13 protein-coding genes and 1 pseudogene are annotated in these 15,853 nt (G+C 71.2%); 10 read left to right on the top strand and 4 right to left on the bottom strand.

Annotation, left to right across the window (positions count from 1 at the left end; genetic code table 11):
- Nucleotides 1-289: 289 nt before the first annotated feature.
- The 4 genes from ACFYZL_RS04630 to ACFYZL_RS04615 all read left to right on the top strand — a co-directional run bounded on the left by ACFYZL_RS04630 (nucleotide 290) and on the right by ACFYZL_RS04615 (nucleotide 4,429).
- On the top strand, nucleotides 290-1,477 hold the full coding sequence (locus tag ACFYZL_RS04630) for a lycopene cyclase family protein (RefSeq protein ID WP_388675970.1): 1,188 nt from the start codon (nucleotides 290-292) through the stop codon (nucleotides 1,475-1,477).
- A gap of 38 nt (nucleotides 1,478-1,515) precedes the next feature.
- Entirely contained in the window at nucleotides 1,516-2,235 is a 720-nt protein-coding gene (locus ACFYZL_RS04625; protein ID WP_388675967.1) for a class I SAM-dependent methyltransferase, read from the top strand.
- Nucleotides 2,232-3,788, top strand: a complete 1,557-nt coding sequence (locus ACFYZL_RS04620) for an FAD-dependent oxidoreductase (protein WP_388675964.1) — start codon at nucleotides 2,232-2,234, stop codon at nucleotides 3,786-3,788. The genes ACFYZL_RS04625 and ACFYZL_RS04620 overlap by 4 nt, the downstream gene beginning before the upstream one ends.
- 293 nt (nucleotides 3,789-4,081) lie before the next feature.
- Nucleotides 4,082-4,429 (top strand): PRC-barrel domain-containing protein, encoded by a 348-nt coding sequence (locus ACFYZL_RS04615; protein ID WP_388675960.1) that lies wholly within the window; start codon nucleotides 4,082-4,084, stop codon nucleotides 4,427-4,429.
- 760 nt (nucleotides 4,430-5,189) lie between these two features.
- Here the strand turns inward: ACFYZL_RS04615 and ACFYZL_RS04610 are convergent.
- Nucleotides 5,190-5,924 carry a dienelactone hydrolase family protein gene (locus ACFYZL_RS04610; protein ID WP_388675957.1) on the bottom strand — a complete coding sequence of 245 codons (735 nt, stop codon included), beginning with the start codon at nucleotides 5,922-5,924 and terminating at the stop codon, nucleotides 5,190-5,192.
- 321 nt (nucleotides 5,925-6,245) lie between these two features.
- Here ACFYZL_RS04610 and ACFYZL_RS04605 point away from each other — a divergent pair, with 321 nt between their 5' ends.
- The 3 genes from ACFYZL_RS04605 (at nucleotide 6,246) to ACFYZL_RS04595 (ending at nucleotide 7,844) form a co-directional block, all read left to right on the top strand.
- A complete protein-coding gene (locus ACFYZL_RS04605; protein WP_388675954.1) occupies nucleotides 6,246-6,896 on the top strand; it encodes a hypothetical protein in 651 nt (216 codons plus the stop codon).
- A 337-nt stretch (nucleotides 6,897-7,233) separates the two neighbouring features.
- Nucleotides 7,234-7,422: a hypothetical protein gene (locus tag ACFYZL_RS04600; RefSeq protein ID WP_388675951.1), complete on the top strand. Its 189-nt coding sequence runs from the start codon at nucleotides 7,234-7,236 to the stop codon at nucleotides 7,420-7,422.
- A 170-nt stretch (nucleotides 7,423-7,592) separates the two neighbouring features.
- Nucleotides 7,593-7,844 (top strand): hypothetical protein, encoded by a 252-nt coding sequence (locus ACFYZL_RS04595; protein WP_388675948.1) that lies wholly within the window; start codon nucleotides 7,593-7,595, stop codon nucleotides 7,842-7,844.
- Nucleotides 7,845-8,010: 166 nt separating this feature from the next.
- Here ACFYZL_RS04595 and ACFYZL_RS04590 read toward each other — a convergent pair whose 3' ends face one another.
- Nucleotides 8,011-8,679 (bottom strand): TetR/AcrR family transcriptional regulator C-terminal domain-containing protein, encoded by a 669-nt coding sequence (locus ACFYZL_RS04590; protein WP_384742803.1) that lies wholly within the window; start codon nucleotides 8,677-8,679, stop codon nucleotides 8,011-8,013.
- A gap of 293 nt (nucleotides 8,680-8,972) precedes the next feature.
- Between ACFYZL_RS04590 and ACFYZL_RS04585 the strand changes: the two genes are divergently transcribed.
- From ACFYZL_RS04585 to ACFYZL_RS04575, 3 genes are all read left to right on the top strand, one after another.
- The gene (locus ACFYZL_RS04585; protein ID WP_388675945.1) at nucleotides 8,973-10,508 is read left to right on the top strand and encodes an APC family permease; all 1,536 of its coding nucleotides are present in this window, start codon (nucleotides 8,973-8,975) and stop codon (nucleotides 10,506-10,508) included.
- Between the two features lie 76 nt (nucleotides 10,509-10,584).
- Complete coding sequence (locus ACFYZL_RS04580; RefSeq protein WP_384742796.1) at nucleotides 10,585-12,231, top strand: amidohydrolase; 1,647 nt, start codon at nucleotides 10,585-10,587, stop codon at nucleotides 12,229-12,231.
- A 685-nt stretch (nucleotides 12,232-12,916) separates the two neighbouring features.
- A complete protein-coding gene (locus ACFYZL_RS04575) occupies nucleotides 12,917-14,464 on the top strand; it encodes an APC family permease (RefSeq protein ID WP_388675942.1) in 1,548 nt (515 codons plus the stop codon).
- Nucleotides 14,465-14,537: 73 nt separating this feature from the next.
- Here the strand turns inward: ACFYZL_RS04575 and ACFYZL_RS04570 are convergent.
- Both ACFYZL_RS04570 and ACFYZL_RS04565 read right to left on the bottom strand, forming a co-directional pair.
- Nucleotides 14,538-15,321 (bottom strand): annotated as a pseudogene (locus ACFYZL_RS04570) (transposase).
- A gap of 38 nt (nucleotides 15,322-15,359) precedes the next feature.
- Entirely contained in the window at nucleotides 15,360-15,797 is a 438-nt protein-coding gene (locus ACFYZL_RS04565; RefSeq protein ID WP_384742790.1) for an NUDIX domain-containing protein, read from the bottom strand.
- Nucleotides 15,798-15,853 lie beyond the last annotated feature (56 nt).

Here is a 15,853-nt window from a genome sequence, read left to right as displayed (position 1 = left end):
CGGGAGTCGCCGGACAGGGGTCCTGCAACGGCTCGGCCGCGGGGTGGTCCTTCGCCTGCGTCGGGCGCATCCCGATTCCTCTCGTGGTGGTCTCGATCGCTGCGAGCACGTCTTCGGCTTGTTCCCGCGATACGGATGCGGTGCGAAGCAAATGCCTGAAAAGTGAAGTAATGCCATCGTCCAGACGCGGCTGACCGAGTGACTGGGGCGAAGACCGCATCCGATCCCGCATCACGGAGGGAAAGCAGTCCCGACACGTGCACGCGAACCCGGGATGGAGGCAGCCGCCGTGCTGAAGGCGGACGTGGCGGTCATCGGAGCCGGAGCAGCCGGGCTGTCACTGGCGCACCGCTTGAGCGGGCATGCGTCCGGGGCCCGGACCCCCTCCGTGCTCCTCGTCGACGCGCCCCCCGGCCCGCTGCGCCCCGGCCCGCGCACCTGGTGCTTCTGGGAGCCGGGCCGCGGCCGGTTCGAAGCAGCGGTGCGAGCCCAGTGGCGCCACCTGCGGGTGCGGCCGCCCGCCGGTCCTGCGATCGAGCGGGACATCGCCCCGCTGCGGTACAAGATGATCCGCTCCGACGACTTCGAGGACCTGATCGCCCGGGACCTTGCGCACAGCCCGAACGTCCGGCGCATCGAGGCGGCCGTGGACACCGTGGAGGAGGTCGTGGGCGGCGCACGCGTGCAGATGACCGCTACCGACGGCCGCCACCGGGACCTGCGGGTCCGCTGGGTGTTCGACTCGCGGCCCCTGGGCAGCATTCCCGCTGCCCGCACCACCTTGCTGCAGCACTTCCACGGCTGGTTCCTGCGCACGGCCCGGCCCGCCTTCGACTGCGGTACGGCCGAACTGATGGACTTCCGGACGGCGCAGCCTCGCGATGGGCTCTCCTTCGGCTACGTCCTGCCCACCGGCCCGCGCGAAGCCCTCGTCGAGTACACGGAATTCTCCCCGCAGGTGCTGACCGCGAGCGGATACGAGACGGCGCTGCGGCGCTACGTCGAGGACGTCCTGTCCCTCGGTGATCTGGAGATCGTCGCGACCGAGACGGGCCTGATCCCCATGACGGACGCTCCCATGCCGCGACGGGTCGGCGCGTCGGTGTTCCGGATCGGCGCCGCCGGCGGTGCGACCCGCCCGTCCACCGGCTACACCTTCGCCGGACTCCAGCGCCAGACACGGGCAGTGGCCGCCGCGCTGCGGCAGGGCCGACGCCCGGAGCCCCCCGCAGCCCACTCGGTGCGTGCCCGCACCATGGACGCGGTACTCCTGCGCGCACTGGACAGCGGCCGGGTCGACGGCCCCGACCTCTTCAGCCGGCTGTTCGCCCGCGTCCCGGCGGACCGCCTGCTGCGCTTCCTCGACGGGCCCACCAGCCTCCTGGAGGACCTGGCCGTCGGCCGGCACGCCCCGGTGGGCCCCATGCTGCGCACCGCCCTGGAACTGCCCCGTCTGCAGCGCCGCCCCTTCGCCTGACTCCTCCGTCCCCCGTCCCCCCGGTCCCTGGAGATCGTATGACCCTGCTGCACGACGAGGACCTCGCCGCCGCGTTCGACCATGCGTCCCGCAGTTACGACGCGCTGGTGGCCGCGAATCCCGGCTACCACGCGCACCTGCGACGCTCGGTGCGCCGCCTCGGGCTGCCCGGGCACGGGGAGGGGTTGCGGGTACTGGATCTCGGCTGCGGCACCGGAGCCTCCACGGCCGCACTCCGGTCCGTCCTTCCGGCTGCCGACATCACGGCCGTGGACGCCTCGGCGGGCATGCTGGCGCGGGCCGCCGCCAAGCCGTGGGCGGGCGGCGTACGCTTCGTCCACGCCCCGGCCGAGCACCTGGCGGGCGCGCACGTCGACGGCCCGTTCGACGCGGTGTTCGCCGCCTACCTCTTCCGCAACCTCACCGATCCCGACGCCGTCCTCGGTACCGTCCGCGCGGTTCTGCGGCCCGGTGGCCGGCTCGCGGTGCACGAGTACAGCCTCAGCGGCCGTCGCACCGACCGCGCCGTGTGGACGCTCGTGTGCCGCGGGCTCGTACAGCCCGCCGCGACCCTGCTGGGGGACGGACCGCTGTACCGCCACCTGTGGCGCAGCGTCGTCCACTTCGATCCGGCCGACCGGTTCGCCGCCCGCCTCCGCGCAGCCGGCTTCGACAGGGTCCGAGCCCTGCCCCTGCCGGGATGGCAGACGGGCATCACCCACACGTTCGTCGCCGCCCGGCCGGACGACCTCCGATGACCGGCCCCGTGCGACGGCAACCCGCCGCACGCCGCGGCAGGGACCGACGGGCCCGCGTCCTGCCCGCCCACCCGGGAAGCCGCCACGCAGGGGGCGGGACCACGGCAGCAGTGATCGGCGGAGGGATCGCCGGCCTCGCCGCAGCCACCGCGCTGGCAGAGCGGGGCGTGCGGGTGACGCTGTACGAACGTGAGCCCCACCTCGGCGGCCGCGCGGGCGGCTGGCCGACCCGCTTGCGCGACGGCAGCACCGTCACGATGAGCCGAGGCTTCCACGCCTTCTTCCGGCAGTACTACAACCTGCGGGGCCTGCTGCGCCGCACCGACCCCGCCCTGGCCCGCCTGCACGGACTGCCCGACTATCCGCTGCTCCACGCGGACGGGATGCGCGACAGCTTCCGGCACGTGCCGCGCACCCCGCCCTGGAGTGCACTCGGCTTCGTCGCCCTGAGCCCGTCCTTCCGGCTACGGGATCTGCGCGCCATGAACCCCGCCAAGGCCCTGCCCCTCCTCGACGTCCGCGTGCCCGACGTGTACCACCAGCTCGACGACATCAGCGCCTACGACTTCCTGGAGGCCATCCGCTTCCCGGAACGCGCCCGCCACCTGGCCTTCGAAGTCTTCTCCCGGAGCTTCTTCGCCGACCCGCGCCGGCTCTCGGCAGCCGAGATGGCGCTGATGTTCCACATCTACTTCCTGGGCTCGGCCGAGGGCCTGACGTTCGACGTGCCGCGCTCGCCCTACCCGGCCGCGCTGTGGGAACCCCTGGCCGGATACCTGGAGCGCCACGGCGCCGAGGTACGCACCGGGAGCACGGTCGAGCACGTCGCGCCCGCCCACGGCGGAGGCTTCGAAGTGGCCGCAGACCGCGAAGAGCGCCGACACGACGCAGTGGTCCTCGCCCTGGACACCGCCGGCCTGCAGTTCCTGGTCGGCCGGTCGCAGGCGCTGGGCGATCCCGCCTGGCGGGAGAGCGTGGCGCGGCTGCGCTGTGCTCCGCCCTTCCTGGTCACCCGGCTCTGGCTCGACCGGCCCGTCGCCCCCGAGCGCCCTGGCTTCCTCGGAACCAGCGGCTTCGGCGGCCTCGACAACATCAGCGTGCTGGACCGGTGGGAGGATGAGGCCGCCCGCTGGGCGGCACGCACCGGGGGATCCGTCGTGGAACTCCACGCCTACGCCGTCGACCCGCGCGCCCAGCGCACCGCCGAGGAGCGGCAACTCGTCCGGCAGATGCACCGCGTGTACCCGGAGACCCGCGCGGCGACGGTTGTCGATGTCCGTCACGAATGGCGTGAGGACTGCCCGCTGTTCCCGGTGGGCGGCTACTCCGACCGCCCCACCGTCCGCACCTCCGATCCCGGCCTGGTGGTGGCGGGCGATGCCGTGCGCACCGAACTCCCTGTCGCCCTGATGGAACGGGCGGCCACGACCGGCTTCCAAGCCGCCAACGCCCTGCTCGAACGCTGGGGCCTGAGCGGGCAGACCCTGTGGACAGTGCCGGAGCGCGGCCGTGCCGCCGTACTGCGAAAGGTGGCAGCTTGGGCGAATTGCTGAGCCGACCGCCTGCCGGGCGGTACGGGCGGAGGTGGGGAGCCGCTCCGACCCACAGTGGAGCATGCCGCGGGCGGCCCGGACGGGCAGCGGGTGCTCGCGCCGGTCACCAATCGCGGTGACACGATCGGCGTCCTGGAGCTGTTCCTCACCAGCCCTGCCCCGCACGTGCCGGAGCAGGGGCGTCGTGCGGCCGCCGGCTGCCGCGCGGGGTCATCCGGCCTAAGTCGGGGTGTCGGGCGGGGCTGCGGCGGGCAGGGTCGCCAGGTCATCCCGCTGTGAAAGGCAGAAGCATCGTGAGCGAGCTGTCCTACTCCCCGACCGTGAACCGCGACACCACCGACCTGGTCGGCTTCGAGGTCGAGGTGGTGGACGGAAGGATCGGCACGGTGGACGAGGAGACGGCGGAGGTCGGCGCCGCCCACCTCGTGGTCGACACCGGTGTGTGGATCTTCGGAAAGCACGTGCTGGTTCCCGCAGGGACGATCGACCGGATTGATGTGCGGGAGCACAAGGTGTACGTGGCGCTCACAAAGGAGCAGGTCAAGGACTCCCCGGAGTTCGACCCGGCCAAGCATCGCGGTGACGCCGCCTACCGTGACGAGCTCGGCAACTACTACCAGGGCCAGAACATGGGCATTTGAGCGTGACCAACGGTCGGTGAGCTGCCGGCGCTCGCAGGAGACGCGATCGAGGCTCTGCTCCCGGGCGGGGCTGCTCATTCTCAGGTGACACGCCGCCCGCCGGATGCTCTGTGCCGGTACGGACGGAGTGGACGGCGACGAAGCGTCGTTTCGGCATGGGTGCGGGCCGGATTCGAGGCCCGGTGGCGGCCCGGCGGTGGGCGGCGGGTTCGGGTCTGGTCCAGGCGGCGGACGCCGGCCCGGGGCGGTGGTCGCGGGCGGTGGTGGAGGCCGTCGACCCCGAGGCAGCGCGTGCCGCGCTGCCGGGCGTGATCGGGGCGGGGGCGGCGGCGGACCGGCTGACGCAGGTCCTGGGGGTCCCGCTCCCGCCGACGCGGCCGAGGGCGACGGCATCGGCCATCTGGCATCTCGTCCGGGCCGGCCTGCTGGTCTACCTCGGCGGCGAGACGGAGTTCGCCGACGTGCACCCGGAGCGGGTCGCTGCCCTGGCCCGCCGCCGGGACCTGGCCCGTGCTCCCGGACCAGCATGTCCCCCTCGGCCCGGACCAGGCTGCCGTCCGTCTCGCGGCCATGCGCCGGGACTTCGACGAGGTAGTCCGCCTCGGGTTCTTCGCCCCTGTGGGCACGGGGGAGATCGATTTCAAGCGGCAGGGCGGCGTGACCTCCGTCCCGCTCTACAGCGCCGTCCCTGTTGCGTCAGCGTGTCGAAGCTGATGCAGCGGGGCTGGTTCGGTGCCGGGCCGGCGTTCGGACCACGGCCTCAGTTGCCGGTGAGGGCGCTGTCCAAGAGGGGGAGCAGGCGGTCCCAGTGGCGCTTGAACCCGGAGGCGCTGAAAGCGTCGGTGTCGGACATGGTGAAGCCGTGGAGGGTGCCGGGGTAGATCTCGGAGGTGTAACGCACACCTGCGGTATCCAGGGCCTGGTTGAGCTCCCCGAGGGCCTCGGGGGTCATGTCGCCTTCGGCGTGCCCGAGGTGGACTCGTGCGGTGATCTTGGAGAAGAGGCCGGGCCCGTCGGCGCCCACCGGGCCGTGAAACGCGGCGGCGGCCGCCACCCGGGCCGGGTGGGCCGCGGCGGTGCGCATCGCCAGGAGGCCGCCGATGCAGTAGCCGGTGACTGCGATCGGGCCGGCGCCGACCTCGGGCTGGGTCGTGAGGAACTGGAAGTAGGCCTCGGCGTCGCGCAGGACCCGTTCGGTTGTGTGCGCCTGGATCAGAGGCATCAGCTCGGCCATGACCCGGGGGCGGATCTCCTCTCCGATGTACTCGGGAAGTTCGATCACCGGTGCCGGGCCGTGCCGGTAGAAGAGGTTGGGGACGAGCACGTAGTACCCGTGCCCGGCCAGCTCACGGGCCAACTCCCTTATTACGGGCCGGATGCCGAAGCCGTCCGCGTACATCAGCACCCCTGGGCGCCGCTCACCGTGGTCGGGAAAGGCGGCGAACGCGTCGGCCTGACCGTCCGGGGTTGGAATCTGCAGCATCTTGGTGGGCATGGATCCTCCTGTCGTGGTTGATGTGTCGAACCTGTGATCAACACGACGAAGGCGGAGCTCGCGCAGCACCGCAAGATCCTCGCTCGAGCAGCGGGCCCACATCGGCCCGCACGGTGCTCAGAAGAGCACCGGGTCACCAATCCGTGTGTGGCGCGATGCCGTCCCGGTAGTCATCCCCACAACCTAGACCACGGAACAAGGCCGACACCAGCACCACCAGCCCGCCGTGCCCGCCGGCTGTGGGTTACGGCCGTCAGAACTTGTGCCCCATCGGCCGGTTGTGGTCGAGGCGCTCTTGCGGACCGGTTCTACGCTGGAGGCATGGCCACCGATCCCTTGCTGAGACAAGGCCCCGACTCGACGGACCTGGTCCTGCGCGTCGGCCCGGCCGGGCCGACGTGGAACGTGCTGACCTCGGCGGGACCGGCGCTTTTCGCTCCGCTCGCTCTGGGTTTGCTGACCCTGCTCGTCGCCTTCTGGATGGCGCTGGCGGGGGCGCGGGCGTCGACCGTGCTCGTGGTGGTGGGGGTGATCGCCGGGCTGGAGTACCTGATCGGCTGGCTGGCGATGGCCTCTTCCCGGGCCCGGGACATCCTGCGGGTCGAGTTCGCGCCGGCCGGGGTGCCCGCGTCTCTGCGGTTGGTCCGGGCCGCCGGGCCGGACGACTGGCTGCCCGTCAAGTCCCTGCGCGAGGTGCGGCTGACGCACAAGGTGGTGGAGCCGTACGAGGGGGACTACAAGCCGGCCGTCTCCACGCTCGCGCTGGAACTCGTCCTGCTGGGCGTCCAGGAGCAGCTCGTGCTCCCGTTCGACGGCGACCCGCAACGGCTCGCCGACGCGCTGAAGGCCCTGCTCGGCCCGGCCGGGGTCGTGGTGTGGCTGCGCACCGAGCGCAGCACGCGCGATCGGCCGCAGCCCAACTCCGGCTGGAATTCCGGCGGTTCGGCCTCGGCCAACTCGGGTGGCGGCTGACCCCGGGCTGCCCTTGGCGCTCCCCGGTTGGGCGTGTTGAGCCGCCGGGTCGGCTCGGCCGCAGCCGGGTCCTCCGGCCACGGGTGGCGGGGTAGCGGCCGACGCGCGGCACGCACCTGTTCGATGGACCTCGGCTGGACCGTGCGGGACGGCTCGCCCTACCGGGAGAGCGCGCGGGCCATGGAAGACGACCGACGCATGCCGCTGGGGCGCTGCCACGGAACCGGTACTTTGCGCCGATGCCCACGGCGGACGGCGGCGTCGGACCCCGGTCTGATCCCGGGGGGCCTGAAATCCCGGGGAAGATCGGACTGTGGTCCGATGCCAGGAGCGGACCGTGCTCCGACGTGAAGTCCGCCTTGCCGCCGCGATCGGCCGGCTCTGCCTCACCGACGAACCCGCTCCCGACGCCCTGCCGACCACCGTCGACGTCCTGCCGACCACCGTCGACGTCCTGGCCACCGAAGAACGCGCCCACGCCAGGGCGGGGCCTGCATTCGGGGGTTCGACCATGAATCCCCCATGAGCCCGTGGGCCCGCATGGACACCCCCAGGGTGTGGCCAGGCGTCCTGGACGATGTGCCGGACGTCTTCCGCCCACACGTCACCGATCCCGCGTTCTGCGAAGACGGCGTCACCACCGTCCCGTGCTGCTTGTGGCGAGAGGTGGGCGACACGGCCTGGAGGACTGGAACCGTGACCTTTCCCGAGGTGGGAGACGGCGACCCGGACGGCGCGAACATCCTTTTCGAGCTCCTCGTCGACCGCTCGCCAGAGACCTACGCGGCGTGGGCGTCCGAGTATCACGAGACACCCGTCGATGTCGCAGCCGTCCGTGCCCTGCTGGAACGGCGCCCGCTGACGCCGGAGATCGTGGCCGTGCTCAACCCGGACCTCGAACTCGCCGATCTGGCCGCGGACATCTCGGAGACCGGCTACCCCGCCTGAGACGGCACGCTCGTGCAGCTCGGTGCAGCGGCTCGTCAGGGCCGCCGAACTGACCGGAACGCTCGCCGACCTCCTGACCGGGCCACGCGCCCTCTCGCCGCACAGACCGCTCGCCTGCCCGAGCACGCCGCCTCGTACGCGCCGAGCCCTGCTGCCACGATGACCTTCAGCGCGGCGACGTCCCGCCCCCCGACTCCCGGAGAGGCCGGTTCAAGAGCGCCGTGAAGCGGTCGATCATGATCTCCAGGATGTCGGGGAAAGTGGGTTCGCTCATCCTGCCAAGGTGGTCTCGGACGACGTTCAGGTGCGGGTACTCGTCGGCTGGGAGGGCGGCGTGGTACTCGCTCCAGGCCGTGTCCTGCTGGTCGCGCCGCTGCGCGTCGAGGTCGAGTACCGCCGCATCGACAGCGGCCTGGGCCAGTACCGTGTCGACGAACATGCGGTAATGGGGTACGGCGTGGCGGGGCTCGAACCCCGCGCGGAGCAGGATGCCGATTCCGGTGTCGACCGCACGGGCCTCGGCCGGTCCGGCGGTGACGCGGCAGGCCCGTACGGCCGCGAGCCTGGGGTGGGTCAGCATCGACCGGTGCAGCCGCAGCGCGAAGTCCCGGAGGTCGTCCTGCCAACTGCTTCCCGGTGCGAAGCCTTGCAGTGAATCGTCGATCAAGCGGTCCGCCGCGGCCAGGAGCACCGCGTCGGTGTCCGAGAAGTACCGGTAGACGGCACTGGGGTCACAGCCCAGAGCGACACCCAGGCTGCGCACGGTGAGGGCGTTGCCGCCCGGTGCTTCGATGAGGGCCAGCGCGGCCGTGGTGATGGCTTCCGCACTCAGCACGGTTCCGGTCCGGGTGGGCCGCCGTCGACGGCGTTCTGCAGGGATGCGTGCGGATGCAGTCATAGGGGCCTCCGGAATGCGCCTCAGCTTACGACAACCTGTTGACGTAAGTATGACGGACAGGTTTCCTCGAAGTACACCACCTGCTCATCACCCGCCGCGTTCCGCGGCCCTCGCCGGATCCCAGGCTTATGACAACTTATTGACGTAAGTGTGAAGGGCCGGTTTCATCTCCGCACACCGAACGTTCATCGCCCGCCGTGTTTCGCGGCCCCCACCCCTCTAGGAGCGGCATGGACCTCCCTGCTGAGCACAGACACCCGTCGACCGGGATGCGACGCACCCTCGGCGTGCGGGACGGGATCGCGATCGCGGCCTCCAGCACAGCGGCGACCACAAGCATCGGCATCGGAATGGGCGCGATGGCCCTCTATGCGGGCCGGCAGACGCCCGCGCTGCTCCTGGTGGCCTTCCTGCCGATCCTGGGCATCGCGCTGTCGTACTCGCGACTGAACAGAACAGAGCCCAACTGCGGCAACGGATACACCTGGGTCGGTAGGTCACTCAGCCCGTGGCTGGGATTCCTGACCGGCTGGGTGGTCCTCATCGCCAACGTGGTGTTCATGGCCTACACCAGCGCAATCACCGGCATGGTGATGCTCCAGTTCGCCAACAAGGCGGGGCTCCACAAGCTCTTCGGAATCACGCTGGATCCGACCTCCACCGGTGTGAGCACCGTGGTCGGACTGGTGGTGCTGGTCGCGGTAACGCTGACCGCGGTCACGGGAGTGCGGTCGGCGACACGCTTCCAGTGGGTCCTGCTGGCCTTCGAGTACACGGTCCTGCTGGCGTTCTGCGGGTGGGCCCTGGTCTCGGGCCACCAGCCGTTCTCGTTCGAATGGCTCAACCCGTTCGCCATCGGCTCCTTCCAGTCCCTGGCCCAGGGGCTGGTCCTGGCGGTGTTCGTCTTCTGGGGCTGGGATGCCGCCTTCACCGTCAACGAGGAGACGCGCGACGCCTCGGACGCGGCGCGCGGCGGGCTGATCGCCCTCTTCGCCATGCTCGGTCTGCTCGTGTTCGCTGCGATCGCCTTCCAGCGGGCGATGGACGCGGAAACGCTGGTGACGCAGGGACCCCAGGCGCTGACCTACCTCGGGTCGGAACTCGCGGGCGAGCCCTGGGCCTCGCTGCCACTGGCCGCGCTGATGTGTTCGGCCTTCGCCTCGCTGCAGTCCAGCGTCATCCCCACCGCGCGCGGCGCACTGGCCATGGGTCGTGACCGCACGCTCGGGCGGGTCTGGACCCGGGTCAACCCCCGTTTCGGCTCGCCCGCCGCCGCCACGGTGATCATCATGGCGGTGGCGACGGCCGTTGCGGTGCTGGCCATCGGTATTCCGAAGATCAACCTGATGATCCTGACCGCGGTCAACTCGATCGGCCTGGTCGTGGCCTTCTACTACGGGCTCACGGCCGTGGCCTGCGCCGTGCGGTTCAAGAGCGCGCTGCGCGAAGGGCCGATGGAGGCCCTGCGGTCCGTCGTGATCCCGGCCGCGAGCGCGCTGGTGCTGTTCGGCCTGGGCGGATACCTCGCGTACCAGTACGCGACCATGAGCGACCACTTCGAGGCGCGGCCCGACAACGGCTGGTTCATGCTGCTGATCCCCTCCCTGTTCCTCGCCAGCGGGCTGATCGCCGCGGCGGTGGCCAAGTGGTACCGCCGATCCCCGTACTTCTCGACCGGCCGCGGCACCGACGCGGACGCCATCGCCCTGCCGATGGACAGCCCCGATGCACCCGCCTCACCTGCTTGGCCCGGCTCACCCGTCTGACTCGGCCGGTTCGTCCCTTCTGCGCCGGTGGGCTCCGCGTCCACCGGCCACCTTTCCGAGATTTTCTGGAGTACCCATGTCTGAGCATCACGCCGATCTCGTCTTCACCGGGGGACCGGTCCATACGGTGGACCCCACGCGCCCGTTCGCGACCTCGGTCGCCGTGCGGGGGGACAGGATCGTCGCGGTCGGGCACGACGAGGTCCACGACCTGATCGGGCCGGAGACCGAGGTGGTTGACCTGCGCGGGCGGCTGCTGGTACCCGGGTTCCAGGACGCCCACGTCCACCCGGTGGGTGCCGGAGTGGAACTGGGCCAGTGCGACCTGAGCGGCGCCACCGAGGCGTCCGAGTGCCTGGCCCGGATCCGTACCTGGGCCGACGCCCACCCCGACCGCCCGTGGATCACCGGTGGCGGCTGGTCGATGGAGACCTTCCCCGGAGGCACCCCGAACCGGGACCTGCTCGACGCGGCCGTGCCGGACCGGCCGGTCTACCTCGTCAACCGCGATCACCACGGCGCATGGGTGAACACCCTGGCCCTGGAACTGGCCGGAGTGACCCGCCTGACGCCCGATCCCGCCGACGGCCGCATCGAGCGCGGCAGCGACGGGGAGCCCAACGGAGTCCTGCAGGAGGGCGCCATGGCACTGGTGGCACGCCACGTCCCGCAGGTCACTCTCGACGAGCAGCTGACAGGGCTGTTGCGTGCACAGGAAGTCCTGCACTCCCACGGCATCACCGCCTGGCAGGACGCCCTCCTGGGGGAGCACGCGTCGACCGCGGACCCCGCCCCCGCCTACCGGCGCGCCGCTCTGGAGGGACTGCTGACCGCCCGGGTCCGCGGCGCCCTGTGGTGGGACCGGGAAACGGGCCTGGAACAGGTCGAAAAGCTGCTCGCGCGCCGCGACACCTTCACCGTGGGCCGGATCAAGGCACACACAGTCAAGATCATGCAGGATGGCATCGCCGAGAACGGGACCGCCGCCCTGCTCGGGCCGTACCTCACGGCCTGCGGCTGCGCCTCCGCCAACGCGGGCCTGTCCTTCATCGAACCGGCCGAGCTCGCGCGGATCGTGACCCGGCTGGACCACGAGGGCTTCCAAGTCCACTTCCACGCACTCGGCGACCGTGCCGTACGGGAGGCACTGAACGCCGTCGAGGCCGCGCTCACCGCCAACGGGCAGCGCGGCAACCGGCACCATCTGGCACACCTCCAGGTCGTGGACGAGGCCGACGTCCCGCGGTTCCGCACGCTGGGGGCGACCGCCAACATCCAGGCTCTGTGGGCTGCACACGAACCGCAGATGGACGAGCTGACCATTCCCTTCCTCGGACCCGAGCGAGCCACCCGCCAGTACCCGTTCGCAGACCTCGTACGCAGCGGCGCCGTCCTTGCTGCGGGCAGCGACTGGCCGGTGACCAGCCCCGACCCGCTCGCGGCGCTCCACAACGCCGTCAACCGGAAGGACCCGGGCTCCGACCGACCCGTGTTCCTCCCCGAGCAGCGCATCACCCTGAACGCCGCCCTGACGGCGTACACCGCAGGCAGCGCGTACGTGAACCATCTGGACGACACCGGCACGATCGCGCCGGGCCGGCTGGCCGACCTCGCCGTCCTCGACCGAGACATCTTCTCCCGGCCCGTGGAGGAAATCGCGCACGCAGGGGTCCTGCAGACCTTCGTCGGCGGGCAGCGGGTGCACGCCGCGGCCGACGCCTGAGGCTGCTCCCGCGATCCGGTGCCCGGGCCCCACCCTGTGGTACCCGCCCGACCTGTGAACCGCCGATGTCGCTCCGGAACACAGGGCCTCGACCACCACCGCACCACCGGGTGCCGCGCGCACATCCCGCGCCCGCGACACCCGGTGCCCCGCCGGCCCGTGACGCGGGCACTCGCCCGAACGGCGAATCCGAACCCGTCACCCGCGGACACGGCGACACCCTCGACGCGGACGAGCCTGCCCCGGGCCACGTCGGCGTCCACCCACTGCACCTGCGCGGCAGCGACCACCCCGAGCTCGCACACCACGCCGGCACCGGCGACACCACATGCCTCGCCACCCAGGCCGAGCGACCCCCCCAGCAGATCCTTCTGGGCGGCGCCGACCGCGCCCGGCCCACCCTCACCGCCGTACGCCGAGGACGACTCGGACCTCGCGGCGGACACCGAACCCCGGACGCCATGGTGGAGCCCCGAGGTCGGCCCCGGCCCACCACGAGGTGCGTTCCCCGGCTCCCGTGCCGGTCGGATCGTATTCGACCGACCGCGAAGCCCTCCTGGACCGAGCCCGTACCGGGAGCCGATCAGGCTCCGGCTCCAGAACGGCGGCAAGCCCGAGCTCTGCAACGCCCTCCCGCTTCCACGCACAGCCCGCTCCCTCCGTCCCGCACACGAGGAGTCCTCGGATGCCCCCTCTCGCACCCCACCAGCCCGGCCGCAGGCCCACCGGCGAGCTACGCCGCTCCCTCGGTGTCGTCGACGGTCTGGCCATCAGCGCGTCCAGCTCGGCGGCCACGACCAGCATCGCCCTCGGCATGAGCTCACTCGCCGCAGCGGTCGGCCTGCAGACACCGGCCGTCCTGCTGTTGGCGTTTCTGCCGGTGCTCGGGATCGCCACCGCGTACGCCAGGCTCAACCGGTCCGAGCCCAACTGCGGAAACGGCTACACCTGGGTCGGCACCTCGCTCGGCCCCTGGCCCGGCTTCCTGGTGGGCTGGGTCACCGTCGTCGGTACGGTCGTTTTCCTCGCCTACACCAGCGCCATCTGCGGCTCGGTGGTCCTGCAGTTCGCCAACAGAGCCGGCTGGAACGACTTCGGGCTGCTCCCCCTCGATCCGAACTCCACGACGCTGTGCACCGTCGTCGGGCTGGTCGTTCTGATCGGGGTCACCACGCTGGCGGCCACCGGCATACGCAGCACCGCCCGCTTCCAAACCACCCTGCTGGCCTTCGAGTACGCCGTGCTGCTGGCCTTCTTCACCGGGGCGCTGATCACCGGCCGCCAGACCTTCTCGTGGTCGTGGTTCAACCCCTTCGCGATCTCGGACGGCGCCGGCTTCGCCCAAGGCGTGGTCCTCGCGGTGTTCTTCTTCTGGGGCTGGGATGCCGCCTTCAGCGTCACCGAGGAGACCAAACGGACCAGTGACGCAGCCCGCGCCGGCTTCATCTCCCTCTTCGCGATGCTCGGCCTGTTCCTCTTCGCCTCGGTCGCACTCCAGCGGGAGTTGAGTCTTGCCGAGCTGATCGGCAACGGCCCCCAGATGCTTCCGCGGATCGGTGCCAGACTTGCCGACGAGCCGTGGGCGAGCCTGCCGCTGCTGGCACTGGCACTGTCCGCCGTCGCCTCGGTCCAGTCCGCGATGATTCCGACCGCCCGCGCTCTGTTCGCCATGGGCCGGGACCGCACCATGGGCCGGGTGTGGACCCGCGTGCATCCCATCCACGGAACACCCGCGGCCGGGACCGTGCTCATCATGCTGATCGCCGCGGGTCTCGCGGTACTCGCCACCGCCATTCCCAAGCTGAGCGACATGCTCCTGGCCGCCGTGTCCTCCGGCGGCCTGCTCGTGTCCCTGTACTACGGCCTGACGGCCCTCGCGTGTGCCGTCCGCTTCCGTTCCGCTCTGCGAGCCGGGTTCCGTGAGGCAGTCCTGTCCGTCGTCGTGCCGGCGGCCTCCGGAACCGTACTGCTCGGGATCGGCGTCTATCTGAGCGGCTCGTACCTGACGATGAGCGACCACTTCGAAGCCACACCGAACAACGGCTGGTTCATGCTCTCCATGCCGGCCGCCATCCTCGTGGCGGGTCTCACCGTGGCCGCATGGGCCAAGTACGGACGCCGCTCGCCCTACTTCACCTCCGGACGGGGCACGGACGAGGCCTCGCTACGGCTGCCCATGGACACACCGGAACCGAGGACGGTACCCGGATTCCCGTCGGGACCGCGCCGCTAGCCGGGCGTACCTCTTGAAGGGTGTTGCGGAAGGACTTGCTCGGGTAGGCCGGAGTGGCGCTTGACCTGGTGTTTCACCCGATGAGGCTGAGGTTGTGCAGGGTGGCGACGGCCTGGACGGCCTGGACGGCCTGGACGGCGTGGTGGAGGCCGTCGCCTTTCTGGCGGCAGTCGCGGAGGATCTTCCAGTTCTTCATGGGGGCGAAGGTGTGCTCGACGCGGGCGCGGCCTCGGCGGTGTTCGGCGTTGTCCTCCTCCTGTCCGCGCAACAGAGGGCGGCCGGCCCTTCTGCGGTGCGGGACGATCAGGCCGGTGCCCAGGTAGGCGCCGTCCGCGATCACCGTCGACCCGGCCGCCGCGGCCGGCAGGTCCGACTCCCGCGAGACGTGGGCATCGGCCTTGTTCCCCGGCGCCGGCCGGGCGGAGGCGATTGCGAGGCGGGTGTCGGCGTCGATGACGACGTGCACGTTCGCCGAGAAGCGGTAGTTTCGGGAGGAGGCGGCGACCTGCCGGTCGCGGACGGGTAGGAGGGTGCCGTCCACATCCACATCCGCAGCCGCTCGGCATCGGCGATGGGCCGCGGTGCCGGATCCAGCGCGAGCAGCGGGCGCAACCGCTCGATGACGCGGCAGACGGTGGCCGGGGAGATCCCGAAGAGAGGGCGAGCCGGCGCATCGTGAGGTTGGTTCGGGAGTAGACGGCCACCAGCAGGACCCCGTCCGCCAGCGGCAGACACCAGGGCCGACCGCCACCCGGACCGTTCCCGCCCCGCTCGCGGCCCACCTTCACCGGCTTCGCGAACCGGTCCGTCCGCAAGCCCGTGAACGTTTCCACCCACACCGGCTCAGCCCGCAACACCCTTGGGGGACCGAGCCCCTGGGAGCCTGGGCGGCTGGCTACGCCACGGGGGCGGTGAGGCTGCCTTCGCGGATGGAGTCGAGCAGCGCGTCCTTGATCTGGGGCGGCATCAGGTTCAGGGCGTCGATGGCCTCGACGATGAGCGGGACTTCCTCAAGCAGGTACTCGCCGCGGTCGTCGCGCTGGAACTCGGGTCCGGTGCGGTCGTCGAAGTTCCAGGAGAGGATCCGGGCGGTGTAGAAGTCCTCGGCTTCGCCCTTGTCGTTCTCCAGCCGGCAGAACGGACGCAGGTGGGCGACCTCGCCGGCGATCTCCTCGCGGACTTCCCGCAGCAGTGCGGCCTCGAGGTCGGCGTCCTCGGGCTCGACACCGCCGCCGACGAGGACTCGGTACGCGGGGATGCCGGGGCGGATGCGCTTGATGACGAGCATGGTGCCGTGATCGGTGAGCAAGACGGCGCGCACACGCTGCTTCATGAGCTGGTCTCCCTGGTGGTGGTCGGTCTTGGGGCAGTGGGGCATCCAGCCGCCGT

The sequence above is a fragment of the Streptomyces sp. NPDC001717 genome (assembly GCF_042892775.1).
Lineage (GTDB): Bacteria > Actinomycetota > Actinomycetes > Streptomycetales > Streptomycetaceae > Streptomyces.
The sequence above is the reverse complement of the archived record's forward strand: the minus strand, read 5'-3'. Positions and strand labels throughout refer to the sequence as shown.